At 60.1% G+C, this 25,565-nt stretch carries 24 protein-coding genes and 1 tRNA gene; 9 read left to right on the top strand and 16 right to left on the bottom strand.

The genetic code is table 11. The annotated features are described in order from the left end of the window. The first annotated feature begins 244 nt into the window (after positions 1 to 244). The gene (locus CKO36_RS08650; RefSeq protein WP_200283455.1) at positions 245 to 1,702 is read left to right on the top strand and encodes a flagellar hook-length control protein FliK; all 1,458 of its coding nucleotides are present in this window, start codon (positions 245 to 247) and stop codon (positions 1,700 to 1,702) included. Positions 1,703 to 1,829: 127 nt separating this feature from the next. On the opposite strand, the gene fusA is transcribed toward CKO36_RS08650, so the two are convergent. From fusA to argE, 3 genes are all read right to left on the bottom strand, one after another. Continuing rightward, a complete protein-coding gene (gene fusA, locus CKO36_RS08645; protein ID WP_200283452.1) occupies positions 1,830 to 3,875 on the bottom strand; it encodes an elongation factor G in 2,046 nt (681 codons plus the stop codon). A gap of 135 nt (positions 3,876 to 4,010) precedes the next feature. Further along, complete coding sequence (locus CKO36_RS08640; RefSeq protein ID WP_200283449.1) at positions 4,011 to 5,717, bottom strand: GGDEF domain-containing protein; 1,707 nt, start codon at positions 5,715 to 5,717, stop codon at positions 4,011 to 4,013. A gap of 35 nt (positions 5,718 to 5,752) precedes the next feature. After that, positions 5,753 to 6,943, bottom strand: coding sequence for an acetylornithine deacetylase (gene argE, locus CKO36_RS08635; protein WP_200283447.1), 1,191 nt, complete (start codon positions 6,941 to 6,943; stop codon positions 5,753 to 5,755). 234 nt (positions 6,944 to 7,177) lie between these two features. On the opposite strand from argE, the gene CKO36_RS08630 reads away from it, so the two are divergent. The 5 genes from CKO36_RS08630 to CKO36_RS08610 all read left to right on the top strand — a co-directional run bounded on the left by CKO36_RS08630 (position 7,178) and on the right by CKO36_RS08610 (position 10,153). Next, positions 7,178 to 8,668, top strand: a complete 1,491-nt coding sequence (locus tag CKO36_RS08630) for an RsmB/NOP family class I SAM-dependent RNA methyltransferase (RefSeq protein WP_200283444.1) — start codon at positions 7,178 to 7,180, stop codon at positions 8,666 to 8,668. A gap of 60 nt (positions 8,669 to 8,728) precedes the next feature. Further along, positions 8,729 to 9,043, top strand: a complete 315-nt coding sequence (locus CKO36_RS08625) for a (2Fe-2S) ferredoxin domain-containing protein (RefSeq protein WP_200283441.1) — start codon at positions 8,729 to 8,731, stop codon at positions 9,041 to 9,043. A 110-nt stretch (positions 9,044 to 9,153) separates the two neighbouring features. Continuing rightward, positions 9,154 to 9,582 (top strand): 50S ribosomal protein L13, encoded by a 429-nt coding sequence (rplM, locus tag CKO36_RS08620; RefSeq protein WP_200283438.1) that lies wholly within the window; start codon positions 9,154 to 9,156, stop codon positions 9,580 to 9,582. Positions 9,583 to 9,658: 76 nt separating this feature from the next. After that, a complete protein-coding gene (gene rpsI / locus CKO36_RS08615) occupies positions 9,659 to 10,048 on the top strand; it encodes a 30S ribosomal protein S9 (protein WP_200283433.1) in 390 nt (129 codons plus the stop codon). A gap of 31 nt (positions 10,049 to 10,079) precedes the next feature. Next, positions 10,080 to 10,153, top strand: a tRNA-Gln gene (locus tag CKO36_RS08610). On the opposite strand, the gene CKO36_RS08605 is transcribed toward CKO36_RS08610, so the two are convergent. Beyond that, complete coding sequence (locus tag CKO36_RS08605) at positions 10,139 to 10,477, bottom strand: hypothetical protein (protein ID WP_200283430.1); 339 nt, start codon at positions 10,475 to 10,477, stop codon at positions 10,139 to 10,141. The two genes, CKO36_RS08610 and CKO36_RS08605, sit on opposite strands and share 15 nt — an antisense overlap. 85 nt (positions 10,478 to 10,562) lie before the next feature. Here CKO36_RS08605 and CKO36_RS08600 point away from each other — a divergent pair, with 85 nt between their 5' ends. Continuing rightward, the gene (locus CKO36_RS08600) at positions 10,563 to 11,870 is read left to right on the top strand and encodes a porin (RefSeq protein WP_200283428.1); all 1,308 of its coding nucleotides are present in this window, start codon (positions 10,563 to 10,565) and stop codon (positions 11,868 to 11,870) included. A 101-nt stretch (positions 11,871 to 11,971) separates the two neighbouring features. Here the strand turns inward: CKO36_RS08600 and fabA are convergent, their stop codons facing one another. From fabA to CKO36_RS08540, 12 genes are all read right to left on the bottom strand, one after another. Continuing rightward, the gene (gene fabA / locus CKO36_RS08595) at positions 11,972 to 12,487 is read right to left on the bottom strand and encodes a 3-hydroxyacyl-[acyl-carrier-protein] dehydratase FabA (protein ID WP_200283426.1); all 516 of its coding nucleotides are present in this window, start codon (positions 12,485 to 12,487) and stop codon (positions 11,972 to 11,974) included. Between the two features lie 146 nt (positions 12,488 to 12,633). Further along, entirely contained in the window at positions 12,634 to 14,388 is a 1,755-nt protein-coding gene (locus CKO36_RS08590) for a proline--tRNA ligase (RefSeq protein WP_200283424.1), read from the bottom strand. A 44-nt stretch (positions 14,389 to 14,432) separates the two neighbouring features. Next, positions 14,433 to 14,777, bottom strand: a complete 345-nt coding sequence (locus tag CKO36_RS08585) for a phenylpyruvate tautomerase MIF-related protein (RefSeq protein WP_200283422.1) — start codon at positions 14,775 to 14,777, stop codon at positions 14,433 to 14,435. A 58-nt stretch (positions 14,778 to 14,835) separates the two neighbouring features. Further along, the gene (yihA, locus tag CKO36_RS08580) at positions 14,836 to 15,468 is read right to left on the bottom strand and encodes a ribosome biogenesis GTP-binding protein YihA/YsxC (protein ID WP_200283420.1); all 633 of its coding nucleotides are present in this window, start codon (positions 15,466 to 15,468) and stop codon (positions 14,836 to 14,838) included. After that, positions 15,465 to 15,965, bottom strand: coding sequence for a cyclic pyranopterin monophosphate synthase MoaC (gene moaC / locus CKO36_RS08575; protein WP_200283418.1), 501 nt, complete (start codon positions 15,963 to 15,965; stop codon positions 15,465 to 15,467). The genes yihA and moaC overlap by 4 nt, the downstream gene beginning before the upstream one ends. 33 nt (positions 15,966 to 15,998) lie before the next feature. Then, positions 15,999 to 16,547: an inorganic diphosphatase gene (ppa, locus tag CKO36_RS08570; protein WP_200283416.1), complete on the bottom strand. Its 549-nt coding sequence runs from the start codon at positions 16,545 to 16,547 to the stop codon at positions 15,999 to 16,001. Positions 16,548 to 16,743: 196 nt separating this feature from the next. Then, positions 16,744 to 18,747 carry a sodium-translocating pyrophosphatase gene (locus CKO36_RS08565; RefSeq protein WP_200283413.1) on the bottom strand — a complete coding sequence of 668 codons (2,004 nt, stop codon included), beginning with the start codon at positions 18,745 to 18,747 and terminating at the stop codon, positions 16,744 to 16,746. Positions 18,748 to 18,788: 41 nt separating this feature from the next. After that, positions 18,789 to 20,042, bottom strand: coding sequence for a 6-phosphofructokinase (locus CKO36_RS08560; RefSeq protein WP_200283410.1), 1,254 nt, complete (start codon positions 20,040 to 20,042; stop codon positions 18,789 to 18,791). A 141-nt stretch (positions 20,043 to 20,183) separates the two neighbouring features. Continuing rightward, a complete protein-coding gene (locus CKO36_RS08555) occupies positions 20,184 to 21,383 on the bottom strand; it encodes a UbiH/UbiF/VisC/COQ6 family ubiquinone biosynthesis hydroxylase (protein ID WP_200283408.1) in 1,200 nt (399 codons plus the stop codon). Beyond that, on the bottom strand, positions 21,380 to 22,681 hold the full coding sequence (gene ubiH, locus CKO36_RS08550; protein WP_200283405.1) for a 2-octaprenyl-6-methoxyphenyl hydroxylase: 1,302 nt from the start codon (positions 22,679 to 22,681) through the stop codon (positions 21,380 to 21,382). The genes CKO36_RS08555 and ubiH overlap by 4 nt, the downstream gene beginning before the upstream one ends. Then, positions 22,668 to 24,044, bottom strand: coding sequence for a Xaa-Pro aminopeptidase (pepP, locus tag CKO36_RS08545; RefSeq protein WP_207161420.1), 1,377 nt, complete (start codon positions 24,042 to 24,044; stop codon positions 22,668 to 22,670). The genes ubiH and pepP overlap by 14 nt, the downstream gene beginning before the upstream one ends. 45 nt (positions 24,045 to 24,089) lie before the next feature. Beyond that, positions 24,090 to 24,659, bottom strand: coding sequence for a UPF0149 family protein (locus CKO36_RS08540; protein WP_200283403.1), 570 nt, complete (start codon positions 24,657 to 24,659; stop codon positions 24,090 to 24,092). A gap of 289 nt (positions 24,660 to 24,948) precedes the next feature. Here CKO36_RS08540 and CKO36_RS08535 point away from each other — a divergent pair, with 289 nt between their 5' ends. Both CKO36_RS08535 and CKO36_RS08530 read left to right on the top strand, forming a co-directional pair. Then, positions 24,949 to 25,188, top strand: a complete 240-nt coding sequence (locus CKO36_RS08535) for a TIGR02449 family protein (protein WP_242469471.1) — start codon at positions 24,949 to 24,951, stop codon at positions 25,186 to 25,188. Continuing rightward, positions 25,185 to 25,493 carry a cell division protein ZapA gene (locus CKO36_RS08530; protein WP_200283400.1) on the top strand — a complete coding sequence of 103 codons (309 nt, stop codon included), beginning with the start codon at positions 25,185 to 25,187 and terminating at the stop codon, positions 25,491 to 25,493. The genes CKO36_RS08535 and CKO36_RS08530 overlap by 4 nt, the downstream gene beginning before the upstream one ends. Positions 25,494 to 25,565: the final 72 nt, after the last annotated feature.

Here is a 25,565-nt window from a genome sequence, read left to right as displayed (position 1 = left end):
AGCGCGTGCATCAATTCGCCAAGAACATCAACCGCAACGTCTTTGAAGTAGCGGATCGCCTGTGGGTAAAGATCGCCCTCGACCCAGAGGAAGAAAAACTACGTATTCCAGGTTAGGCGCGGTTTAGACAGCTTGGGGGTTGGCATGAAGATTGTATTCATGTCAAAACGCCGGTCTTCATGTGCAGCGCATTGCAACGCAGACATGTGCCGGGACTATTCGCGAGCAAAAGAGGCACTTTGTCATGGTCGGAACGCAACAGGCAATGGTAGAAGGCCGTTCGGTGCTAGCAGGTGTGCTGGGAGGAAACGGTGCACTGGCGTCTGCTGGGCAGGAGGCGGCTGGTGTTTTTACCGAGGCCATGGAAGAACAGCTCGGCGGTTTGCTGGTTGAACTTGGCATTGATCCCAAGCAGCTTGAAGGCATGGATGTCACGGCTATGCTGGCGCAACTTCAGGAGCTGTTGCAGGGGCAACTGACGGCCGCCAGCGGCGATGCATTGCCGCTGCTTGGCGAAGCCGCATCCCAGGCGCCCAAGTCATTGGCTGCGTTGAAGCTCTTTTTGCAGTCAAATGCTCAGGATCATGATCAGGACGACGTTGGGCAGGATCCGCAGGCCCAAGCGGCGCTGGCGGCCTTGCTACAGCAATGGCTGACCGGCGCAGACACAGGCGCGCAGACCTTGGTTGGCGATGAAGAAGCCGGTCATGAAAGGGTTAACCTTTTGTTGCGTCAGTTGTTTGGAGCTGAGCTGTCGGCTGATGGTTCGACAGAGGACGATGTTGCGCTTCTGGCGCGTTTGCGTCAGTTGTTGGGCGTTGGGCAATCGACCGACGGTTCGACGGAGGACGATGTTGCGCTTCTGGCGCGCTTACGTCAGTTGTTGGGCGTTGGGCAATCGACCGACGGTTCGACAGAGGACGATGTTGCGCTTCTGGCGCGCTTACGTCAGTTGTTGGGTGTTGGGCAATCGACCGAGGGTTCGACGGAGGACGATGTTGCGCTTCTGGCGCGCTTGCGTCAGCTACTGGGCGTTGGCCACCAGCCACGTGAGGGAGGGGCAGATAATCAACTGCCACGACCCTTGTTCGATTTTGTGGCGCAAGCCTTGGGGGAGCGCAGTGGCTCGGCGGATCGCTCGGCTACGCTAGGCATTAACAGTTCACCAACGGATGGATTGGCACTGCTGAAAGCCTCTCTGACGACAGCGCGTGGTGCCGAGTCAACCGCTTCCAGCAATACCACCGAAGGCACCAAGGCATTCGATCTTGCGCGCTTACTGACTTCCGATGGAACCCGGCAGCTGGCAGATCGCATAGCCATCATTGCGCGGGCGCGCGGTGGCGTGGCGGAACTCAAACTGCATCCGCCGAGCCTTGGTGCCATGGAAGTGCGGGTGTCGTTGGATATTGATAAAGCCCATGTGCATTTTGTTTCCACCAATCCGGTGGTGCGCGATGTGTTGGAAGCTGCAATGCCGCGACTGCGCGAGGCGTTGGCGCAGGATGGTCTGGCGCTTGGTGACGCCTCCGTGTCCGATCAACCGCCACAGCCCCACGACGAGGCGGCCGGTGAAGGGGGGCATGGAGCAGCGCATGGCGGCGAGGCTGAGGATGATAGCGAGGCGCTGATGGCGTTGGAAGGCGCCAGGCCGGGCAGTACCCTGTCAGCTTTGGCGCGCAGGCTCGATATGTTTGCCTGAGCTATAACTGCAACGCGCGCACCAAGTTGACCGCTGAGCTGAACTCACCCAGCTCCGGTGCTTTGCTGTAGCCAGCGGCGCGGCCCGCTTGGCATCATCCAAGCGGGCAGGCGCTGATTGGGAGTTGTTAATCCTCGGTACGCTGAAAAGCGTCGCTCAGTTGCTTTTGCACCGAGGCTGGAACAGACGCATAGTGGCTGAGTTCAATGCCATAGGTGCCCTCACCGCCGGTCAGAGACTTCAGGCGGGATTCATAGCCTTCGAGTTCGGCCAGTGGCACCTCGCCATCAATCAGGACGCGCCCCAGCGTTTTGGTTTCACTGCCATTGATGCGCCCGCGTCGTGAGGACAGGTCTCCGGCCAGATCACCCATGGCGCTGTCTTGTGCCACAATGCGGATCTTGACCACGGGCTCCAGTACCACCGGCTTGGCCTGCTCAACGGCCTCAATGAAGGCCTTGCGTCCGGCGGTGACAAAGGCAATGTCCTTGGAATCGACCGGGTGGAATTTGCCGTCGTAGACGGTCACGCGAATATCCTGCATCGGATAACCAGCCACGGCGCCTTCCTCCATGACCTGGCGGATCCCTTTTTCAATCGAAGGGATGAATTGTCCCGGAATGCTGCCACCCACGGTGGCATCAATGAAATCAAATCCTTCCCCTTGATCCAGCGGCTCCACGCGCAGATAGACTTCGCCGAACTGTCCGGCGCCGCCGGTTTGCTTTTTGTGGCGATGATGGCCTTCGGCCTTGGCGCTGATGGTTTCGCGATAGGGAATCTTGGGCGGGCGGGTTTCGACCTCGACATGGAACTGCTCAGCGAGTCGGCGCATTAGCACCTTGAGATGCAATTCGCCCAGACCGCGCATGACGGTTTCGTTGGCGGCGGCGTTATGCTCGACATGAAAGCAGGGGTCTTCGGCTTCCAGTTTATGCAGGGCGTCGGTTAGCTTCTGCTCATCGCCGCGCTTGGTGGGCGAAATGGCCAGGCCAAAGAGCGGCACTGGGCATTCGATGCTTTCCAGATGAAAATGATCCTCATCATGGGAGTCGTGCAGCACGGCATCGAAATGGATGTCATCGACGCGCGCAACGGCTAGGATATCGCCCGGCACGCCCTCATCGACTTCCAGCATGTCATGGCCATGCAACCGGTACAGGTGGTTCACCTTGAACGGTTTGCGCGCATCGCCGATGAACAGCTGGCTGTTTGGTGCAATGCGACCCTGGTGAATGCGGAAAATGCCCAGTTTGCCGCGGAAGGGGTCGTTGATGATCTTGAATACATGCGCGATGGCATGCTGGCCGGGGTCGGGTGTGATCTGCACCGGCTTGCGATCTGCACCTTCGCCCTTCATGAAGGCGGGCGGATTGCCCTCGGCCGGGTTGGGCATCAGTCGCTCCAGGATCGTGATCAACTCGGGTATGCCGGCGCCAGTGTCGCTTGAGCAGTAGCAGATGGGCACCAGATGCGACTCGCGCAGCGCTTCCTCGAAGGGGTCGTGCAGCTGCTCGGGTTTGAGTTCCTGGCCCTGCTCCAGATACAGCTCCATCAGGTTTTCATCGACTTCCACTACCTGATCGATGATGTGATTGTGTGCTTCATCAACCGAAGAGAAGTCGGTGCTACCGCCCGATGGCTGGAAAAAACAATCCATGACGCGCTGACCGTTGTCGGCCGGCAGGTTGATGGGCAGACATTCGGTGCCGAAGGTTTCGCGCACCTGCTCGGTAATGGCGGCCAGGTCGCAATCGGCGGAGTCGATTTTGTTGATGATGATCATCCGGCACAGATTGCGCCGGTCACAGGCCTTCCACAGGCGCTGGGTGACGGGTTCGATGCCGCTGTCAGCATTGATGACAATGGCGGCTGTCTCCACCGCTGACAGTACCGATAGGCTGCGACCGAGAAAATCCGGAAAGCCGGGGGTGTCGATCAGATTGACATGCTTGCCGTTGGCATTGAAGGCGGTAATGGCTACATCCAGTGAATGCTGCAACTCACGCTCCATGGCATCGTAGTCGCACACCGTGGTGCCTTTCGCAACGCTGCCGGGGGCAGGAATGGCTTGGGTGCTTGCCAGCAGCGCCTCGACCAGGCTAGTTTTTCCGCTGCCGGCGTGACCGACCAGCGCAATGTTGCGGACATCCTCCGCGTTGTATTCAGACATGGGCAAACCTTTCTCTGTGGTTAAAAATTGTGTGGCTAAACGTGCGTCGTTCCGGAAGTATATCGCACTGACAGGCGGCGTCTGCGCGCTCGGACGATGCGACCGGTAAAGCGCAGCACTTCATCTCGGTTGGCGTTATTTCTTCGCGGTGCGGCTCCCGCTGTCGAGCGGTGCTTGTTTGGGTAACATACCAGGCTCAAATACCACGCAACGATTCCGCCCGGTTTCCTTGGCTCGATAGAGCGCAAGATCGGCGCGGTGGTAGAGGGCTTCTGGCGTATCCTGGGCAATAAAGGTGGCCAGGCCGCAGGAAATGTTGAGTGGCACGGGCTGACCCAGATACTTGAAACGCTGGGTTGCGACCCGTTCGCGCAGACGATTAGCCAGCTCCAGTGCTGTCTCGATGTCGGTTTCAGGCAGGAGCAGCATGAATTCCTCGCCGCCCAGGCGGGCGAGGAAGTCGCTTTTGCGGGTCGCATCCTGCAACAGTCTGGCAATGGCTTTCAATGCATTGTCGCCTGCGATGTGGCCGAAGCGATCATTGACGCGCTTGAAATGGTCAATGTCCCAAATGCTCAGTACCGCTGGTCTGGCGTAACGGCGCCAGCGCTCCATTTCCTGGCCGATGTATTCATCGTAAGCCAGGCGATTGTGCAGGCCAGTCAGTCCATCATGCAGGGCACGCTCGCGGGCTTCGCGCAGGCGTTCGCGCAGCTGCTGGCTTTCCGTTTCGACCTTGGCGAGGGATTCGCGCAAATGCGCCGCATCGGCCAGGGCGAGTTCCAGCTGGGTTTGCTCCAGCTCCTTGCGCGCTTCGATCTGGACCTGGATATTTTCCAGGTGCGTTTTAATAGAAGACTTGAGTCCGCTGAAATCCTGAGCTTCGGCGACGGAGCGGTGAATGTGCGCGACCTCGGCCGACATGCTGTCATCAATGGCGCTGCCCTCGGCACTGGCACGTTCGCGTAGGCCAAATGATTCCCCAAGATGGCGATCCAGTGCTTGCAGTCGCTCGGTCAGTTGCGACAGAAAGCCTTCCAGATCTTTCTTTTCCCGCTCCAGCTGATGGCGCGATTTGGCCATTAAGTCGGCGATGTCGATGACGGCGGTGCTGGCCAGCTCTGTGGTGGGGGGCTGGTGCAGGCACTCGCCGATGCGCCGGGTTTGGCTGTCAAACTCCGCCGGCAGATCAATGCGGCTCAGCAGATCAAACAGCACTTGATTGAAGGGGGGCAGATTAAAAGGTGGCAGCTCGGACTGGATTGGCTGCGGTTGGGCCTCCGGTGCGGATGTCCTGTCGTCTGGAGCGGCGGTGGCCTCCTCCTTGCGCGCGAAGATTCGCTCAAACAGGCCTGAGCTGTTGGGGATAGGCTGCGTGTCAATCCATTCAGTCACCTCGGCAGTGTAATGTGAATAGGCCGTCAGTGCGGCGCGCAGATTAGCCTTCTTCCGCGCGGCTTGCAGACTCTGCTTGAGCTGTCGGGTGGCTTTGCGCAATTCACGCGGGACGCGGATGTGCTCCAGACTGCGTTCGTGGCTGCGCAGGGCGGCATCAATGTCATTGACTGTGTTCTGGCGCAGATCGACGCGCAGGATGGAGGCTGAAATGTCCTCCATCAGTTGCTGGATGTACTGAATCTCGCCCCCGCCCCGGAGCGTCTTACGTAGAATGTTGAGTTCGCTGTTCAGTTGCTCATCGTTGGTTTCAACCGCTAGGCTCAGACGTGAGAGGGCTTGACGCAGGGCTTGATCCTGCTCGCAATGGGTTTTTTGTTCAAGTTCTAGGGTGTTGAGCACTTGGAGATATTTGTGCTTCCAGGAATGGGGTTCCGCGTTCAGCATAATCATCTGCCTGTTGTCGCCAGAATGTATTGAGGCTAACGTCCTGTAGTGTCGGGCTGACAGAAGCGACCGATCAGCGATTGCAGAAGCCTAAGCGTGGGCTCAATGCGCTCAAGCGCCAGGAATTCGTTCGGCTGGTGCGCCTGGGCGATGTCGCCGGGGCCGAGCACAATGGTGTCCAGGCCGAGCTGATTGAAAAACGGCAGTTCGGTGCCGAAGTTAACCGCTTCTGCCGGGTAGCCAGTCAGTGCCTCGGCGGCGCGCACGATTTCGGCGTCGGCGGCCGTGGCTCCGGGGGGAATGCTCTGAAACAGCGCGTTCAGTGTCCAGTCCAGTCCGCGCGCCTCGGCAATGGGGGCGATCAATGCTTCCAGCTCGGCACGCAGGGTTGCGGCCTCCAGGCCCGGCAGCAGCCGGATATCCAGCTGCAAGCTGCATTGACCACAAATGCGGTTGGGATTATCCCCTCCCTGGATGGACCCCAGGTTGACAGTGGGGTAGGGCACGGAAAACAGTTCATTGCAATAGCGTGCTTGCAGTTGATCACGCCATTGCAGAATGGCGCCCATCACCTCATGCATGCCTTCGAGTGCGCTGCGCCCCAGTGCCGGATCGCTGGCGTGACCGCTTTGACCCAGCAGCTGAATGGCTTCGCACATGACGCCCTTGTGGGCGCGGACCGGGCGCAGGTTGGTGGGTTCACCAATAACTGCGTGGCGTCCGAGTGAGTATCCGGCGTCCAGCAGCGCGCGTGCCCCGTGCATGGCGGATTCTTCATCGGCCGTGGCGAGCAGGATCAGCGGTGCCTGGAGCTGCTCGGCGCGCAGGCCGCGCGCGGCCTCAATAGCCAGAGCCAGAAAGGCTTTCATGTCGCAGATGCCCAGGCCATACAGGCGTCCGTCGGCTTCGGTCATGACGAAGGGGTCTTGGTGCCAGAGCGAGGCGTCATAGGGGACGGTGTCGGAGTGGCCAGCCAGCACCAGTCCATCCTCACCCGTGCCAAGGCGGGCGATCAGGTTGGCTTTATCGGGCTCGTCGGGAACGCTCTGCATCTCAATGGCAAAGCCGCTGTCTTCCAGCCACTGCGCCAGAAGCTCAAGCAGCGGACGGTTGCTATGGTTCAGCGCCGGGTTGACACTGCTCACCGAGGGCGTCGCAATCAGCTCGGCCAACATGTGCCGCAGCGGCGGCGCGCCTGAGAGACTAGGGTAGGAAGCCGCCGTCATTGAGTTCTCCGAGCTTCATAGGCGCTGGTAATGGCACAGGACATAAGGGTATAAATTGCCGCTGAATTCTACGCGAGATTGTGCTATTCAAGCCCAGATGTCTGTGGCACGTCTAGCGGCTGTCTTGGATTTAACTCGCATCGTATCTGAAGTTTTCTTAATTTTTACAATGATTTTTTGCTTTTCCGAGTCCGATGCTCCGACGTTCGGTACGGTTGTGAGCGTCTTCAGCTTATGACGGAGCGACATGCACGGCGTCCTGAATTGGGGCATGCCGCTCAGCTGCGGCGGGTGATGGCGCGCTATCAGTCCCTGGTGAGCGAACAGGCTGGTGATTGGGAGGCATTCATTGCCGCGCTGCAACGCCCGTTACCCGCCTGCATCTGGGCGCATCCGCAACGCACGGATGTGGCCGAGCTGCAGGCACTGATCATTGCCGAGGAGGGCGGGGAACTGCCGGGGCTCGCTCGCGACCCCTGGAGCCCGCTGGCGTTGCGCCTGCCGGTTGATTTTAAGGCCGGTCAGCGTTGGTGGTACTGTGCCGGGTTGGCGCATGCGCAGGAAGCCGCCTCGCAGGTGCCGGTCTGGTTGCTGGATGTGCATCCGGGGCAGCGGGTGCTGGATCTGTGCGCAGCGCCGGGCGGTAAGACCGCGCAAATTGCGCTGGCACTGGGCAATCGCGGCACCTTGCTGGCCAATGATTTTGCCCGTGAGCGCATCGCGGCCTTGCAGGGCAATTTGGATCGCTTGGGGATTGTCAATGTCAGCACCACTTGGGGGGATGGGGGCAACTATCCAGCCGCCGCCGGTGCCTTTGATCGTATTTTGGTCGATGCACCTTGCTCCAGCGAGGGGACGCTAAGGCGCCATCGCAGTCTGGCTGCGCGGCTTGATCCCGACACTCTGGCGACCAATGCGCGTTTACATGGACGCCAGCTGGCCCTGTTGCGTAAAGCGGTGCAACTGTGCCGGGCGGGTGGACGCATTCTGTATTCCACCTGCACCTTTGCCCCCGAGGAAAATGAGTGCATTGTGGCTCAGGTGCTGGAGGAACAAGCCGGGCGGCTGCGGTTGTTGCCGGCGCGATTGCCTGGGCTGGCTGGTCGTCCGGGGCTGACCGCCTGGGGTGGGCGCACGCTGGACGCCTCCCTGGCTAATTGTTTAAGACTCTGGCCACATCACACGGATACCGGAGGCTTTTTTGTCGCGGTTATGGAGAAGACGCCAGATGCGCCGCAACTGGAGCCCGGCGACACGGCGGTTCTGGACGCTGGCGTCGATGACGAGTGCTGGCTGCCTGCCTTGGCTGAGCACTACGGCTGGCCGGAAACGATTTGGTCGGGGCTGCGCGTGCAGCGCCAAACCCGACGTGGGCTACATCTGCTGGCGGCTGACCATGAACCACCGGCGCAGCCAAGTGCTCAAGGGCGGGGCTTGTTTTTTCATCGCACCAATATCCGCCCGCCCAAGCTGACCACCGCAGGTGCCCTGCTGTTTGGAGCTCAGGCCACTCGGCAAGTGATGGAACTGAGCCAAGAGCAGCGTGATGCCTATCTGAGGCGTGCCAGCGTAACACCCAGACCGCAGCAGTGGGCGGATTGCCGTCCCGGGCAGGTGATCGTGCGCTATCGTGGTCATCCCTTGGGCGTGGCGCTGCTGACCCGCTCCCGGACGCTGGAAAGTCTGTTTCCCAGCCGCTGGAGCGGCTGTGCCGGGCGGAGCTGATGTAGTATGCGAACTGCGAACCGCCAACAGTGCGGATCGTCGATCAGGAGAACTTCTGCCATGTCCTACTATCGCCATCATCTGTTTTTCTGTCTCAACGAGCGCGAGGAAGGGCGCCGCTGCTGTCATCAGCAGGGCGCGGCTGATGCGCGCGCCTATGCCAAGGCGCGGATCAAGGAGCTTGGATTGGATGGCCCGGGGGGCGTGCGCGTCAATGCAGCCGGTTGTCTCAACCGCTGTGCGCTGGGGCCGGTGGCGGTGCTCTACCCGCAAGGCGTCTGGTACAGTTATGCCTCGCGCGAGGATGTCGAGGAAATTGTGCAGCAGCACATTGTTAAGGGTGAGCCGGTGGAGCGCTTGCGCCTGCCCGATTAATTTTGTGCCGCCCAACCCCTTGCGCAGTGAGTATCCTTGGGTTAAACTTGTCGGTCTTTCGTCGATGGAAACTTCTGATCGGCGGTTGCTATTTCTGGAGCCTAAACACTATGACGACTGAAAGCGCAAAGCCTGCCGAAGTGCGCCGCGTCTGGCATTTGGTGGATGCCGAAGGCAAGACACTGGGTCGCCTGGCCACGGAGCTGGCGCGTCGGCTGCGCGGCAAGCACAAACCCCAATATACGCCGCATGTTGATACAGGCGACTATATTGTGGTGGTCAATGCCGAAAAAATTCGCGTGACGGGGACCAAGCTCGCCAATAAAATGTACCACCGCCACACGGGGTATATCGGTCATCTGCGCTCGACCAACCTTGCCGACATGCTCGCGCGTCACCCAGAGCGCGTGATAGAAGCGGCGGTTAAGGGAATGATGCCGCACAACGCACTCGGTCGCGCGATGTTCAAGAAGCTGAAGGTGTATGCCGGAGCCGAGCATCGCCATACGGCGCAGCAGCCTCAGCCGCTGGAAATTTAGCCCCTATTTACTGCCGGTCCGCAGGCAGCCGGCCAGATCAAGCACAAAAAGAATCAAGTAAGGGATTCTCTCTACCATGATGCAAGTAAACTATGCTACCGGTCGGCGCAAGAGTGCGGCTGCGCGAGTCTTTCTGACCACGGGCTCCGGCAAGATTGATGTCAACGGCAAGCCGCTGGATAAGTTTTTTGGTCGCGAGACAGCCCGCATGGTCGTGCGCCAGCCACTTGAGGCGCTTTCCATGCTGGATCGGCTGGATATTCGCATCACCGTCACTGGAGGCGGCACGACCGGTCAGGCAGGCGCCATTCGTCATGGCATCGCTCGCGCCCTAGTTGACTACAATGAAGAAAATCGTGGACCATTGCGTCAGGCGGGTTTTCTGACGCGCGACGCACGCGAGGTTGAGCGTAAGAAAATCGGCTTGCACAAGGCAAGAAAGCGTCCTCAATTCTCGAAGCGCTGATTTGGCATTCACCACATCGCAGCAGTTCCCTTGGGGGATCGTCTAGCGGCAGGACAGCGGACTCTGACTCCGCTAACCTAGGTTCGAATCCTAGTCCCCCAGCCAAATTCTTTCTGTAAAAACCCGCGTTTCGCGGGTTTTTTTCTGTTCAACCCTGCTTGCCTGAGCTTTAGCCGCTGTTGGGCTGGTTTGCCGCAGGGGGGTGTTGCTGCTGGCATCAATCGGGTGTCGCGGTTTCGCCAATTTGTTGCGATAACGTCGGCTATTGTCGGAGGTGCACGCCTGTCTAGCGTGGCTGACGCGGGTTTGCTTGTCTTTTAATGTATTGAAATAAAAAGAAAAATTTTCGATCAGCCTGGTTTTGTCTCTCTTTTGAGACAAGTGAAAAAAATTGTCTCTTTTTTCGAAAAAAGTTGCGCGTTGTTGCATCCTGGTCTAATATACAACCTGCAAAGCATGACAGCGTTACATTTTTGTGATTCCACTCACCACTTCCACAACAGCGGAGAACACGATGAAAAAGACACTCATTAGCATGGCAGTTGCAGCCGCAATGGCCGCCCCAGCCGCCGCAATGGCCGAAGCCATCCTGTACGGCAAACTGCATGTCTCGATTGATTATGCTGACGTATCGAATGCGGCGGCTGTCCCTACCTATAATCGGAATGGCACGCAGTTGACTAAAGGCCTCGATTTCAAGGGCTGGGGCGTTAATGCCAATGGCGACTACATGCCTGGTGCAGGCCGTGCAAACCGCGTTGGTGTCAAAGGTTCCGAAGATCTTGGCAATGGTCTCAAGGCAATCTATCAGGTTGAATTGGGTGTCAACTTTGGCGACAACAATATCCCGGGTGGCTACAACGGTATTTCTGTACGTAATAGCTTCGTCGGTCTGGCCGGCGGCTTCGGTTCCTTCCTGGTTGGCCGCCATGATACACCGCTGAAAATCTCCACCGGCAAGTTGGATATGTTCGCCGACACCATGGCGGACTACAATGGCACCGTCGGTTTCCAGGATCTGCGTGTTGATAATGGCATTGCCTATATTTCACCAAGCTTTTCCGGCTTCCAGTTCATGGGTGCACTGGTAGCACCCGGTGGTGCAACGGCTGACGGAGCTGAAAATGTTAACTCTGACCAGCTGAATGGCGCCTACTCACTGGCTGGTATCTACAGCAACGGTCCTTTCTTCGCATCGCTGGCTTATGAGTCGCTCAGCAATGAGATGTTCATGAATACCGCTGTCAGTGAAGCGGGTGACGGTGTTGGTGTGTGCCGCAATGCTGCAGGTGCCCGCGTTGGTAGCTGTAACTACGTCGGTGATGACTTCAACAAGTGGCGCATTGGCCTCGGTCTTCTCGATTGGAACGGCTTTACTCTGAGTGCTGTTTACGAGGATCAGTCAGATCTGGCGCCAGGACAGCAATGGACAAGTGTCCGTAGTGGGCAACCTGTATATGGTACTGCTAACAGCTTTGATGCATCCACAGGTGCGATTCCGCTGGACGGTTTCCAAGGGCAATCGCTGTGGCAAATTCAAACCGCTTATGCATTCGGCAACAATCAGGTCAAGGCGATGTATGGCCAGGTTAGCCGCGACTATGACGACAATGCCGTGATTAAAAACGCAGCACCCTTGGGACAGACAACCTCTGATGCCATTGGTGGCGATCGCAACACATGGGCAATCGCTTTTGATCACAACTTCAGCAAGCGCACCAAGGCATACGTCCTGTACACCGAAGTTGACGAAGACCTGGAGAATTTTGTCGAAGGTTCCGATTGGAGCGGCTTCTCCATGGGCATGATCCACAAGTTCTAAATGTGGTCTCCGCACTAAGACGATCTTGCGAGATCGTCTGAAGAAAAAAGCGGCCTTCGGGCCGCTTTTTTTGTATGTGTTGCTCTGCTGTCGTAGCGCGTTTAAAAACCCTCAGTTGATGTAAACAGCCCCACTCGCAAGTCCTTCGCGGTATAGATCTCACGCCCATCAACATCCATGGTGCCATCGGCGATGCCAAGTACCAGTTTGCGGCTGATGACGCGCTTCATGCCCACTTTGTAAGTGACCTTTTTGGCATTGGGCAGCACTTGGCCACTGAATTTAACCTCACCCACGCCCAGCGCGCGACCGTGGCCCGGGTTACCGATCCAGGCCAGGTAAAAACCCACAATCTGCCAGAAGGCATCAAGCCCCAGGCAGCCGGGCATGACCGGATCCCCAGGGAAGTGACAGCCGAAAAACCACAGATCAGGCGTGATATCCAGTTCGGCGATAATCTCGCCCTTGCCATAGGGCCCTCCACCGTCGCTGATATGGGTCATGCGATCCATCATCAGCATGTTCGGCACGGGAAGCTGGGCATTGCCGGGGCCAAACATCTCGCCATGGCCGCAAGCCAGTAACTGCTCGCGGTCGAAAGATTCGGTTCTGCTCATGAAAGTTGTCTATCCTTGTCGGGAGAAGTGGCGATGGTCTGGCAACGCGCTGACTGGATTTGGTGTCGCGCGTGCCTATCGCCAGTGGTTGGTGAAATGAAATGGTGCCTGGGTCGAGTCAAGCGGGTCGGGGCAAACGGATCGGTTCAGGCGGCGTTGTGCTGCAACCTTTGGGTGATCAAGGCAACCGCATCCTGTAAGGGGATCAGCTGCATCTCCTGATCCTGACGGCCCTTGTATTCAATCTTGCCATCATCAAGGTGCTTGTCACCGATGACCAATCGATGCGGAATGCCTATCAGCTCCATATCGGCGAACATCACGCCGGGGCGGGCATCGCGGTCATCCAAGAGTACATCAATACCCGCATCACAGAGTTGCTGATACAGCGTCTCAGTGGCCTCGCGCACCCGATAGGATTTGCCGAGCTTCATCGGCAGCAGGGCCACAGTGAAGGGTGCAATGGGCGCCGGCCAGCAAATGCCACGCTCATCGTGATGTTGCTCAATGGCAGCAGCAACCACGCGCGAGACGCCGATACCATAGCAGCCCATGGTCGGGGTGATGGCCTTGCCGGCTTCGTCAAGCACCACGGCTTTCATGGCCTGGCTGTATTTGGTGCCGAGCTGAAAAATATGCCCGACCTCAATGCCACGCGCGATGGTGAGTTGGCCCTGACCGTCTGGGCTGGGGTCGCCCTCAATGACATTGCGCAGATCAGCCACCGGCGGCAAGGGCAGGTCACGGTCCCAGTTGAGACCAAACCAGTGCTGGCCATCCTGATTGGCACCGGCACTGAAATTTGCCGTTACGGCTACTGCGCGATCTACGATGCAGGGAATGGGCAGATCCTTGGGACCCAATGAGCCGGGCCCGGCCCCCACCGCCGCACGGATGTCCTCTTCGCTGGCCATGCGCAGCGGGCTGGCCACCTGCGGCAGCTTTTCGGCCTTGACGCTATTGAGTTCGTGATCACCACGCACCAGCAGGGCAATCAGGCCGGGGCTGGATGATGCCGCCGGTTCCTTGGTTTCTGTGGCGGGGGCCGCAGCCACAATCAGCGTTTTGACGGTGCGCTCAATGGGCTGGCCAAACTGTTCGACCAAATCGGCGATGGTTTTGGCGTTGGGCGTCTCAACCAGACGCGCAGGTTCCGTAGCTGCCGCCGGAGCATCAGCGGGTGCCAGTGCTTCGGCCAGTTCGACATTGGCGGCATAGTCGCTGACCGTCGAGAAGGCGATGGCATCTTCGCCGCTGCTGGCAAGCACATGAAACTCATGGGAGGCATTGCCGCCGATGCTGCCGGTGTCGGCCTGCACGGCGCGGAAATCAAGTCCACAGCGGTGGAAGATGCGGCTGTAGGCCTGGTACATCTGCTCGTAGGTTTGCGCCAGCGACGCGCGATCGAGATGGAACGAGTAGGCGTCCTTCATCAGAAATTCGCGCGCGCGCATCACGCCAAAGCGCGGGCGGATTTCGTCGCGGAATTTGGTCTGAATCTGGTAGTAATTCACCGGCAGTTGCTTGTAGCTGCGCAATTCATTGCGCGCGACCTCGGTGATGATTTCCTCATGGGTGGGACCAAAGCAGAAATCACGCTGATGGCGGTCGCGGATGCGCAGCAGTTCAGGGCCGTATTGCTCCCAACGTCCGGATTCCTGCCAAAGTTCAGCCGGCTGTACCGCTGGCATAGCGACCTCAAGCGCGCCGGCGCGGTTCATTTCATCACGTACAATGGACTCGACTTTGCGCAGAACGCGCAGCCCTAGCGGCAGCCAGGTGTAGAGTCCGGCCGCCAATTTGCGGATCATGCCCGCGCGGAGCATGAGTTGATGGCTGGCAATCTCGGCGTCGGCCGGGGTTTCCTTGAGGGTGTTGAGGGGGAATTGGGAAGTGCGCATCGCGTCCAACCGTCAGGTAAAACCCTGAAGTTTACCGATGCCGCCTAGAAGGTGCCACCATTGAAGCCGAACAGATGCCGGGGTGGTGAGCTAAATTCGATATAAACACGCCCAGCCGGCACGCCCAAGTGCTCGCCAACCAACTCGGTAAGGGCCGCAGACAGCTCACCCGTGCGCCCTTCCGGCAGCCCAAGACTTTTCAGCTCCAGATAAGCCAGCGGTGCTTGGGAGCCGCCAAAGCACATCTTGGCGGTCGGCTCAGCGATCACCATCACATAGCTTTCCGGTTTGCCCAGCAGTTCGGCCATGCGCGCCGAGGCGCTGGTGAGCAGGACATCCCAGGCAGCGTCTGGTAAGGGGGCATTGGTCTGAATTTTAAGTGTCGGCATACTGAAATCTCCATGATGGCTGGATGGCGCCATCCTGCTGAGTCGCGGGCGCTTTGCGTCAAGTCGGCGAGTGGTTGTGAGCCAGGGAGGATGAGTGAAGTGCCAGTTGTCCGCTGACCCACGCTTGGGCGGCTTCAATCCCGATGGCGCGCAGGGCGGAAAAGGCCAGCAGCGCGCTGCCGTCAGGTAATCCGGTCAGCTCACGGCGCACCTGGTGCAGGGTTTTGTCGATGGCGCCGCGTTTGAGCTTATCGGCCTTGGTGAGCAGAATCAGCAACGGCAGTTCGGCGTCCTGGCCCCAAGCCAGCATCTGGCGGTCGACCTCGGTGAGCGGGTGGCGGATGTCCATCAGTACCACTAGGCCGCGCAGGGACTGGCGTTCGGCCAGGTAATTGGCCATCAGTTGCTGCCAGCCAGCTTTAATGGCGACTGAAACCTTGGCGAATCCATAGCCGGGCAGGTCCACCAGGCGGTGCGCGTCATTGAGCTGGAAAAACACTAACTGCTGGGTGCGTCCTGGGGTCTTGCTGGTGCGCGCCAGCCGGTTTTGATGGCACAGGGCATTGAGCGCACTCGATTTGCCAGCATTGGAGCGTCCGGCAAAGGCGACCTCGGCGCCCTGATCCGTCGGGGCATGATCCAGCCCGGAGGCGGCGGAGAGAAAGTGCGCGCGTTGAAAGACAGGATTCATGCGAGTTGAGCGTCCATATCAAGATCGCGTTGCCAATGCCCGGACTGACCACCGCTTTTCTCAACCAGTCCGATCTCAGTCATGGTCATGCCGCGATCCACGGCCTTGCACATGTCATAGATGGTTAGCAGGCCAATCTGTACGGCGCACAGGGCTTCCATTTCAACGCCGGTCTGGGAACGGGTTTCCACCTGTGCGGTGCAGCGGATGGCTGCTGGCTCGGCTTGCGGCTGGAAATCAACTTCGACATGGGTCAGCGCCAGCGGATGGCACAGCGGGATGAGATCCGCCGTGCGCTTGGCGGCCATGATGGCGGCGATGCGGGCAATACCCAGCACATCGCCCTTGGCGGCATCGCCGGATTGGATTAAGTCCAGCGTGCGTGGCTGCATGACAATCTGCCCGCTGGCCAGCGCGCGCCGGCGAGTTGCGGCCTTCTCGCCAACATCAACCATCTGTGCCTGACCCTGTTGGTTAAAATGCGTGAGTTCAGGCATGAGAGGCGCCCTTGAGCATTGAGCCAGTGAGCATTAGAAGTTGGGTTTCTCGGGCGCTTCGTCGAACATCTTCACCGAGGTCATGATTTCCTCGCGTGCTTCCTCGCGTCCGCCCCAGCCAGCGATTCGCACCCACTTGCCTTCATCCAGATCCTTGTAGTGCTCGAAGAAATGTGCGATCTGGTCAAGCAGATGGGGGGGCATATCGCGGAAGCTGGTGATATTGCGATAGCCTTTGAACAGCTTGTCGATAGGTAGTGCCAGAATTTTGGCGTCATCGCCGGATTCGTCGGTCATTTTGAGCACGCCAATCGGGCGGCATTTAATTACCGATCCGGGGATGAGCGGGTAAGGCGTTACCACCATTACATCAATGGGGTCGCCGTCCAGCGACAAGGTGTGGGGCACATAGCCGTAGTTGCAGGGGTAGTGCATGGCCGTGGACATAAAGCGATCGACGAACATGGCCCCAGTGGTCTTGTCCATTTCGTACTTGACCGGCTCCGCGTGCGACGGAATCTCAATGATGACGTTGACTTCGTTGGGAACATTGTCGCCGCGCGGGACGCTGCTTAAATCCATGGATGGTCTCCAGTGAGGGAATGGCTGAATGATCAGGCGATCCGCGCCTGTCAGCCGTTTAACAACAAAAAAGGCCCGTAAAAGGGCCTTGGCCAGTGTGGTATTTTACGCGATTCCTGCGCCGCGCGACGCCTTGACTTGCAGATGCGCTGACGGGGCTGGTGATTGATTGCACCGCCCGCCAGCGCGCCTCAGCTTAAAGCAGTGGCACAATCAACAAAGCTACGATGTTGATGATCTTGATCAGTGGGTTCACGGCCGGGCCGGCAGTATCCTTGTAGGGATCGCCAACCGTGTCGCCGGTGACCGAGGCCTTGTGCGCTTCGGACCCCTTGCCGCCGAAGTGACCGTCCTCAATATACTTTTTGGCATTGTCCCAGGCGCCACCGCCGACCGTCATGGAGATGGCCACGAACAGTCCGGTGACGATGGTGCCGATCAGCATGCCGCCGAGCGCTTCCTTGCCCAGAATGACGCCAACCAGCACTGGCACCAGCACCGGCAGCAGGGACGGCACGATCATCTCCTTAATGGCGTCCTTGGTGAGCATATCCACCGCCCGGGTGTAGTCCGGCTTCTGCTCGCCCTTCATGATGCCCGGCATGTCGCGGAACTGACGGCGTACCTCATTGACGATACCGCCAGCGGCACGTCCGACCGCTTCCATCGCCATGGCCCCGAACAGGTAGGGCACCATGCCACCGATGAAGAGCCCAATGATCACCATGTGGTTATTCAAGCTGAAATCCATGGTCGCATCACCCAGGGCATGGGTGTAGTCAGCGAAGAGCACCAGCGCTGCTAGGCCGGCCGAGCCGATGGCATAGCCCTTGGTGACCGCCTTGGTGGTGTTGCCCACGGCGTCGAGCGGGTCGGTGATGCCGCGAATTTTGTCATCCAGCTCGGCCATCTCGGCGATACCGCCGGCGTTGTCAGTGATGGGACCAAAGGCGTCGAGTGCCACAATGATGCCGGTCATGCTGAGCATGGCGGTAGCGGCGATGGCGATGCCATAGAGACCACCCAGCGCATGGGATAGCAGAATGGCTAGGCAGACGGCCAGCACCGGTGCAGCCGTGGCCTTCATGGACACGCCCAGACCGGCGATGATGTTGGTGGCATGGCCGGTTTCGGACGCATGCGCCACCAGCTTGACCGGGTTGAACTCGGTGCCGGTGTAATACTCGGTGATGACCACCAGCAGTCCGGTGAGCGCCAGGCCGATCAGGGCGGCCAGATAGAGTGAGAAACTGGCGCCAAAGCTGCCACCGGGATTCATCAGCAGGGTGATCGGCAGGAAGGCCACCGCCGCGATACCACCAGCGACCAGCAGCCCTTTGTAGAGGGCGCTCATGATTTTGGTGTCGCCTTCCTCAGCCTTGACGTAGAAGGTGCCGATGACCGAAGCGACAATGGAGATGCCGCCCAGAACCAGCGGATAGACCACAGCGCTGCCGGAGGCCATCATCAGTGAGCCGAGCAGCATGGTGGCGACGACGGTCACCGCATAGGTTTCGAACAGGTCAGCCGCCATGCCAGCGCAGTCGCCGACATTGTCGCCGACGTTATCAGCGATGACAGCCGGGTTGCGCGGATCATCCTCGGGAATGCCGGCTTCGACCTTACCGACCAGATCGGCGCCCACATCCGCGCCCTTGGTGAAGATGCCGCCACCCAGTCGCGCGAAGATGGAAATCAGCGAACCGCCGAAGCCCAGTCCCACCAGCGCATGCAGGACTTTCTCTTGCTCCACGCCCATCACCGACAGCAGCCCGTAATAACCGGCCACGCCGAGCAGGCCCAGTCCCACCACTAGCAGACCGGTGATGGCGCCACCCCGGAAGGCGACTTGCAGAGCTGCATCCAGCCCCTCGTTCGCCGCCTGGGCGGTGCGCACATTGGCGCGCACTGAGATGTGCATGCCGATGTAACCGGCCGCGCCTGAGAAGACGGCGCCGATCACAAAGCCAAAGGCGGTGTAGAAGTCCAGAAACAGCAGCAGCATCACCGCCAGGGCGGCGCCAACCATGCCGATGGTGATGTACTGGCGGTTCAGATAGGCGCTTGCCCCCTCCTGAATGGCGGCCGCAATCTCTTGCATGCGCTCGTTGCCGGAGGAAAGTTTAAGTATCCATTGTACGGACCAGAGTCCGTAGCCAAGCGCCGCAAAGGCGCACAAAATTGCAAAAATGGTTCCCATAATGAACTCACTCCTCGTCGGGTGTGTGGGGATGGTGGTGGCTAGAGCTCAAAGGCTGCAAGCTTTTTCGCAACTGGTGCGTTCTTCATGGTGACAAAACGCGGCAGTCCGTTGGTAAAGGGCGGATAATCCTCGCCCTGAATCAGTGGCAGCAGATACTCCTTGCAGGCTGCCGTGATGCCAAAGCCATCGGCGGTGATAAAGTCGCGTGGCATGAATTTCTCAACATTGGCCACCTCGGACAAAGGCGCCTCGCCGACTTCCCACCGGTAAGGGTCATTGCTGACCCGCTTGACCGTTGGCATGATGGCATTGTGCCCGGCCAGCGCGAATTCCACGCCGGCCTTGCCCATGGCATAGGCTTGTTCGACATCGGTTTTGGAGGCCAGATGGCGTGCGGCGCGTTGCAGATAATCCGCCACTGCCCAGTGGAACTTGTAGCCCAGGGCCTCCTTGACCATGTTGGCCACCACTGGCGCGGCGCCGCCGAGCTGGGCATGACCAAAGGCGTCCTTGGTGCCCTGTTCGGCCAGAAAGCGGCCATCGGGATGTTTGGCGCCCTCGGAGACGATCACGGTGCAGTAATCGTGCTGTTCGACCATCGCCTTGACCCTGGCCATGAATTGCTCCTGATTGAAGTCGATTTCCGGAAACAGCACCAGCACCGGAATATTGTGATCTTCAATCAGCCCACCGGCGGCGGCAATCCAGCCGGCATGGCGGCCCATGACCTCCAGTACGAACAGCTTGGTCGAGGTCTTGGACATGGAGCGCACATCATAAGAGGCCTCCAACGCCGAGGTGGCAATGTACTTGGCTACTGAGCCAAAGCCGGGGCAGTTGTCGGTGATCGGCAGGTCGTTATCAACCGTTTTGGGCACATGGATGGCTTGTACCGGATAGCCCATGGTCTCCGACAACTGGCTGACCTTGTAGCAGGTATCGGCTGAGTCGCCGCCGCCGTTGTAGAAAAAATAGCCGATATCATGCGCCTTGAAGACTTCAATCAGGCGCTCGTATTCGCGCTGGTTGGCTTCAAGGCTTTTGAGCTTGTAGCGGCAGGAGCCGAAGGCACCCGATGGGGTGTGGCGCAGCGCGGCGATGTCCTCGTCGGATTCCTGGCTGGTATCGATTAAATCCTCGGTTAGGGCGCCAATGATGCCGTTGCGCCCGGCATAAACATTGGCAATTTTGTCCTTGTGCTGGCGCGCGGTTTCGATCACGCCACAGGCCGAGGCGTTGATTACGGCAGTGACGCCGCCGGATTGAGCGTAAAAGGCGTTCTTCGCGGTCATCAGACGATCTCCGGTGAGCGGATAGCGGAAAAGTCGGGACAGCCCGCACAGCGATGGCGCGGAGCGCTGGCCAGGACTTGGCAGGCTAGGGTAACGAAAGGCGGGGCGGATCGCACCGAAAAATTCCTCCGGGTGCTATGGTCAGCGGGAACTCAAGCCTATGGCGGCACGGATCAAACCCCGTTTCAGCGGGGGGAACTGGTCAACCGCGCTCAGCCCCAGCCCGCGCCCGGTGGCCAGTAGCGGATTGGCATTGCTGAACAGGCGCTTGAGCCCGTCCATGACCAGCAGCATCTGCTGGTTGTCGTGGCGACGCGCACGTTCATACCGGCGCAGCCTGGTCGGGTGGCCAGGGTCACGCCCGCGCGCCTGGGCATGGGCGATGACCTCGGCGAGTGCGGCGGCATCGAGAAAGCCAAGATTGACTCCTTGACCGGCCAGCGGGTGAATGGCATGCGCCGCATCGCCGATCAGCGCCGCGCGGCCGGAAACATAGTGCTTGGCATGCGAGCGGCGCAGCGGGAAGCTGGCGCGTGGGCCAAGCGCATGTATACGCCCCAGACGCTGATCAAAGGCTGTTTCCAGTTCGGCGGCAAAGGCGCTGTCATCCAATGCCAGCAGCGTTTCGGCCCGATGCTGCTCGGCTGACCAGACAATGGAACAGCGCCCATCGGCTAGCGGCAGGAACGCCAGTGGCCCGGTGGGCAGGAAGCGTTGCCAGGCGGTTTCACGATGCCAGTGCTCTGGCTCAACAGTGGCCACAATGGCGTGCTGATCGTAGAGCAGGAGATCACAGCTGATGCCAAGCGCGGCCCGCACGCGCGAATCCCGGCCATCGGCGCCGATCAGTAGCCCGGCACTCAGCGTGCGACCGTCGCTGAGGTGCAGCTGGGTTGTCTCGGAACCACATTCGAAGCGCTCGACCTTGGCTGGGCACAACAGGCTGATGGTTGGCGCCTGTTCGAGCTGTTCCCACAGGGCCAGGCGGGTGACGCGGTTTTCAACAATATGGCCGAGATTCGGCTCGCCCAGCCAGGCGCTGTCAAACTGGATTTCACCCGCGCCCAGCCCTTCCCAGACCACCATTTCGCGGTAGGGGCTGACGCCCAGCGCCTGCATGCGTGGCCAGGCGCCGAGGCGGCGCAGTAGCTGCTCGCTGGCGCGGCTCAGAGCCGAGACGCGCTGGTCGACCGAGTCGGCAGGCCAGTCGCGCTGGGGAGGCTGGGCGTCAATCAGGGCAATGCGCAGGTCGAGATCGCGGCAGGCGCAGGCCAGGGCGGCCCCGACCATGCCGCCACCGACAATTACCAGATCAAAGTGGTCGCTGTGGGGGGATGTCATTGCGGTGCTCCCGGTGTCGCGCCCTGATGCACCGCCGCCCAGGCTTGAAAGGCCGGTGAGATCGGTGGCAGCCCACGCGCCAGGCGCGGCTGCGGGCCATCAAGTCCCATAAAGCGCTGCGCCAAGCGGTGGCGCAGCGGCGGTAGCTGATCCAGTCCCAGCAGCCCAAGCGTGCGCCCGAGCTGCACGCCGGGGCAGGGCAGGCCGAACAGCCGCACCAGGGCGTCGGTCAGTCCGGCGGTGGCCAGGTGATCAGGGCGGCGTTGGCGCTGATAGCGCTTGAGCAGGGCCATGCTGCCCAGATCGGCGCCGGTGCTCTGGGCCTCAATCAATAAATCCGTTAGCTCGGCGACATCGCGCAGTCCCAGATTAAAGCCTTGACCGGCGACCGGGTGCAAGGTGTGGGCGGCATTGCCCAGCAGCGCAAAGCGCGGGCGTACCAGCTGGCGCGCCAGGCGCAGTCGCAGCGGATAGGCCTGGCGCCGAGCCGGTTGGCTCAGGCGACCAAGCCGGTAGCCGAAGCGCGCCTGCAAGCGCGCGATAAAAGCGGCGTCATCCAGGGCAAGCAGCGCTGGTGTCTCGGCAGTGCGGGCGGTCCAGACCACCGAGTAGCGTCCCTGGGTCATCGGCAGCATAGCCAGCGGGCCGGTGGAGGTGAAGCGCTCAAACGCCGTGCCCGCCGTGACGGCCCGGCCAGCGGCTGGGTGCCGGTCTGGCATCACGGTGGTGATAATGGCCTGCTGGTCGTAGTCGAGATCCCGCATCGGAATCGCCAGGCGCTGGCGCAGCTTGGAGTCGCCGCCATCGGCGGCCACCAGCAGTTGGGCGGCGAGGCTGTGGAGCCCTTCAGGTCCGGCGACCTCCAGCCGTACCTGTTCGCCGCTCAGGTTGCAGGCGACCACCTGTGCGGGGCGCAGCCAGTCAATCTGCTTGCAGGAGGTCAGAGCGCTTTCAATGGCTGCGCCGATGGTGCGCGCTGGTACCACCTCCCCCAGGGCCTCAACGCCTTCCTCGGCGGCGCTGAGTCGCGCCTGGCCCAGGTGCCCACGATCCGAGACATGGATCTGACGGATGGATTCGGCTTCAGGCGCCAGCTGTGGCCACACACCCATGCCGGTAAAAATGCGCCGACTGCCCAGTGACAGGGCGATGACGCGCTCGTCGTAACTGGGCTGACGGGGGGCATTGGCGGCGACCTGTTCGATGATGGCGATGCGCAGGCCGCTGTCGCGCAGCGCGCAGGCGAGACTGCCACCAACCAGGCCGCCACCCACGATCACCAGATCATACTCGCGCATTATGTTCCCTACGTGTGCTTGGTGCGGCATTGGTGTGCGTCTCGGCCATCAGGGTCTCGATTTCATCGGGGTGTTTGGGGACATCGCGCGAGAGGATCTCCGGCTGGTCGTCAGTGATCAGGAGATCGTCTTCAATGCGGATGCCAATGCCGCGATAGGCTGGCGGCACCTCGGCCTCAGGGGCTACATAGAGCCCCGGTTCGACGGTCAGCGTCATGCCGGGTTCGAACGGGCGCCAGCGATCCTTGACTTTATAATCGCCAACGTCATGCACATCAAGCCCCAGCCAATGTCCGGTGCGGTGCATGTAAAAGGGTTTGTAGGCTTCATCCTTGATCAGTGATTTGAGGTTTTGCTCCGCGCCGGTGAGCAGGCCAAGGCGCAGCAACCCGCGCGTCAGCACCCGCACAGCGGCCTGGTGCAGTGACTCCCAATGCTCGCCGGGGCGCGCCTTGGCGATGGCCGCCTGTTGCGCCTCCAGCACCAGTTCATAGAGTTCGCGCTGCGCCGGGCTGAAGCGGCCATTGACCGGAAAGGTGCGGGTGATGTCGGCGGCATAGCCCTGGTATTCGCCCCCGGCATCAATTAGTACCAGATCCCCGTCGCGCAGCCTGGCGCTGTTCTCAACATAGTGCAGAATGCAGGCATTCGCACCGCCGGCGACGATGGGTGGGTAGGCCTGCTCGCGCGCGCCCTGCTCGGCGCAATGGCGCAGGAAAAGGGCTTCCAGCTGCTGCTCAGTCAGGCCGGGGCGACAGTTGATCATCAGCTGCCGATGGGCATGCGCGGACAGCTGAGCGGCTTTGCGCATCAAGGCCAGCTCCGGGGGGCGTTTGCGCAGGCGTTGCGGGTGTAGTAGCTCGCCGCTGTCCACCAATTCAACCGGAGCGCTGATGCCTTTGCGCGCTTGCGCGCGCGCAGTGCGCAGCCAGCACATCACACGCAAATCAAAGGCGTCGTTCTGCGCTAGGGGGTAATAGAGCCGGCGGCGCGAGGCGAGTAACTCCGGCAGCTTGGCATCGATCTCGCTTAGCGGATGTGCGGCCTTGGCATGAAAGTGCTCAATGGCCCCCTCGGTGCCGTAGCGGCGGCCATCCCAGGTCTCGCGTTCGGGGTCACGCGGGCGTACAAAGAGCACATAGTCGCCATCCTTGTGCTTGGGCACCAGCACGGCAATGGCGTATGGCTCCGGAAAGCCGGTGAGCCAGAGAAAGTCGCTGTTCTGGCGAAACGGATATTGCACATCCCGATTACGCGTGACTTCGCTGGCCGCCGGGATGATCAAGGCTGCCCCGGGGCCGATGGCTTCCAGCAGCGCCCGGCGCCGGCGGCGGTGTTCGTGCTGGCTGATGCCTGGTTTCATAGCATCCGTTGTAGGTAATGGCTGTTGTTGGGGGTGTTGTCGTGTTTAGCCTGTCTGAGACTGACCGCAGTCCTCGTAAAGCAACATGGCCGCGACCCACAGAAACTCGATAATCTCCGTGAGCGATTGCTCGTTTTCCTCGCTGGCGTCGAGGTCGTGCAGATCCAGGTGCGTAATTTCGCTCAAATCGTTAAGGGCTTCGCGGGTGCTGCCGGTAAAGCGGTTGGGATCGCATCCGTTCAGGCCGAGTCCATACAGAAAGCCGCGACTCCAGTCATGCACCGCTTCAGCCCGCTCGGCCAAGTCAGCCTCGGCATCCGGCAGCAGGGGGCTGAATCCCAGCGGCGGGCCTTCGACGGCGGCGCGGGTCTGCTCGGCCAGTTGTGTCAAGGCCGCGCGGCACTGATCGGTGTCGTCCTCGGTCGTGGCTGTCTTGGGCAGGATTTCATCCAGCCAGCGGGATTGGGCGTCGCGCGCGCCGCTGCACAGCAGGCCGCAGTAGATGCCATGGGCTTCGCTGGGGCTCAGGGCTAACGCGCTCAGGGTGCTCAGATACTGAAGCGGTGGGAAGTCGGCTAGCTTGGGGGTGGTGGCTGCGGGGGGCTCAATGGACATGACAAGATTCAGGCGCTTGGTCGGTCAACGGGGGCAAATGGTCGGTTTTTGGTCTAAAATTATCCGCTTTCAGCGTCGCTGATTGGGGCATCGTCCGTCCACTGCCGCTTGGAGTGCAAGCTTGGGATTTTGGTCCAGACGAATCCCTGAACGGATCATAGCACCGGGTGCTGAAAGCAGCGCGCAACTTGTAAGTTTTTGCTAGGAAGTTGCTGCAAGTCTGTGTCTTGGTTGCGCATCCAGATGCGATTCGCATTGACCGAATGGTCTGCAACTTCTATATTGCAAGATGTTAACAGCAAACAAAGATGCTCGTGCGATGTCCGGGTTCGATATAAATATTTTCGAGAAGCAGGTGGACGAGCTGGTTAGTTTGTGTGACCACCTGCGCAAGGAAAATGCCTCTTTACGCGCGAGCCGGGAGCAATTGGTGGTCGAGAGAGCCGAGTTGGTCGAAAAAACCGAACTGGCCCGCAGTCGTATTGAGGCCATGGTGTTGCGATTGAAGTCGCTGGAGGATCAGTTGTGAGCCAGGACCCCGCTACGCCGGTCACGGTACAGATTCTGGACAAGGAGTACCGCATTTCCTGCGTTCCTCAGGAACGCCCCGGCTTGCTCGAATCCGCGCGCATTCTCGACGAGCGCATGCGCGAAGTGCGCCAAAGTGGCCGGGTGCTGGGCGCGGATCGGGTCGCTGTGATGGCGGCGCTGAACCTCATCTACGAACTCATCCAGGAACGTGATCGCCAGGCACTCACGGCGAGTCGGCTGCAAAGCTTGCAGGAGCGCTTGACCGAGACGGTGAATGCGCAATCCGAGCCGTCGGCGTCCTGAGGTATTTTTCCCAAGTCTGATCCCCGACTGAGGCGGCGCTTGCACTCGCGTGGTCCACGCGCCTGAGCATCC

The organism is Rhabdochromatium marinum (assembly GCF_016583795.1).
GTDB classification, from domain to species: domain Bacteria; phylum Pseudomonadota; class Gammaproteobacteria; order Chromatiales; family Chromatiaceae; genus Rhabdochromatium; species Rhabdochromatium marinum.
The sequence above is the reverse complement of the archived record's forward strand: the minus strand, read 5'-3'. Positions and strand labels throughout refer to the sequence as shown.

Coding starts and splice junctions, on each gene's coding strand:
- yihA (WP_200283420.1), bottom strand. CDS start 15,468: ATGAATCCTGTCTTTCAACGCGCGCACTTTCTCTCCGCCGCCTCCGGG.
- CKO36_RS08560 (WP_200283410.1), bottom strand. CDS start 20,042: ATGACCGCGAAGAACGCCTTTTACGCTCAATCCGGCGGCGTCACTGCC.
- CKO36_RS08640 (WP_200283449.1), bottom strand. CDS start 5,717: ATGCTGAACGCGGAACCCCATTCCTGGAAGCACAAATATCTCCAAGTG.
- ppa (WP_200283416.1), bottom strand. CDS start 16,547: ATGGATTTAAGCAGCGTCCCGCGCGGCGACAATGTTCCCAACGAAGTC.
- CKO36_RS08555 (WP_200283408.1), bottom strand. CDS start 21,383: ATGACATCCCCCCACAGCGACCACTTTGATCTGGTAATTGTCGGTGGC.
- CKO36_RS08650 (WP_200283455.1), top strand. CDS start 245: ATGGTCGGAACGCAACAGGCAATGGTAGAAGGCCGTTCGGTGCTAGCA.
- argE (WP_200283447.1), bottom strand. CDS start 6,943: ATGACGGCGGCTTCCTACCCTAGTCTCTCAGGCGCGCCGCCGCTGCGG.
- ubiH (WP_200283405.1), bottom strand. CDS start 22,681: ATGCGCGAGTATGATCTGGTGATCGTGGGTGGCGGCCTGGTTGGTGGC.
- rplM (WP_200283438.1), top strand. CDS start 9,154: ATGACGACTGAAAGCGCAAAGCCTGCCGAAGTGCGCCGCGTCTGGCAT.
- fabA (WP_200283426.1), bottom strand. CDS start 12,487: ATGAGCAGAACCGAATCTTTCGACCGCGAGCAGTTACTGGCTTGCGGC.
- CKO36_RS08625 (WP_200283441.1), top strand. CDS start 8,729: ATGTCCTACTATCGCCATCATCTGTTTTTCTGTCTCAACGAGCGCGAG.
- CKO36_RS08540 (WP_200283403.1), bottom strand. CDS start 24,659: ATGTCCATTGAGCCCCCCGCAGCCACCACCCCCAAGCTAGCCGACTTC.
- CKO36_RS08565 (WP_200283413.1), bottom strand. CDS start 18,747: ATGGGAACCATTTTTGCAATTTTGTGCGCCTTTGCGGCGCTTGGCTAC.
- CKO36_RS08535 (WP_242469471.1), top strand. CDS start 24,949: ATGTTAACAGCAAACAAAGATGCTCGTGCGATGTCCGGGTTCGATATA.
- CKO36_RS08605 (WP_200283430.1), bottom strand. CDS start 10,477: ATGCAACAACGCGCAACTTTTTTCGAAAAAAGAGACAATTTTTTTCAC.
- pepP (WP_207161420.1), bottom strand. CDS start 24,044: ATGAAACCAGGCATCAGCCAGCACGAACACCGCCGCCGGCGCCGGGCG.
- fusA (WP_200283452.1), bottom strand. CDS start 3,875: ATGTCTGAATACAACGCGGAGGATGTCCGCAACATTGCGCTGGTCGGT.
- CKO36_RS08590 (WP_200283424.1), bottom strand. CDS start 14,388: ATGCGCACTTCCCAATTCCCCCTCAACACCCTCAAGGAAACCCCGGCC.
- moaC (WP_200283418.1), bottom strand. CDS start 15,965: ATGCCTGAACTCACGCATTTTAACCAACAGGGTCAGGCACAGATGGTT.
- CKO36_RS08600 (WP_200283428.1), top strand. CDS start 10,563: ATGAAAAAGACACTCATTAGCATGGCAGTTGCAGCCGCAATGGCCGCC.
- CKO36_RS08585 (WP_200283422.1), bottom strand. CDS start 14,777: ATGCCGACACTTAAAATTCAGACCAATGCCCCCTTACCAGACGCTGCC.
- rpsI (WP_200283433.1), top strand. CDS start 9,659: ATGATGCAAGTAAACTATGCTACCGGTCGGCGCAAGAGTGCGGCTGCG.
- CKO36_RS08630 (WP_200283444.1), top strand. CDS start 7,178: ATGACGGAGCGACATGCACGGCGTCCTGAATTGGGGCATGCCGCTCAG.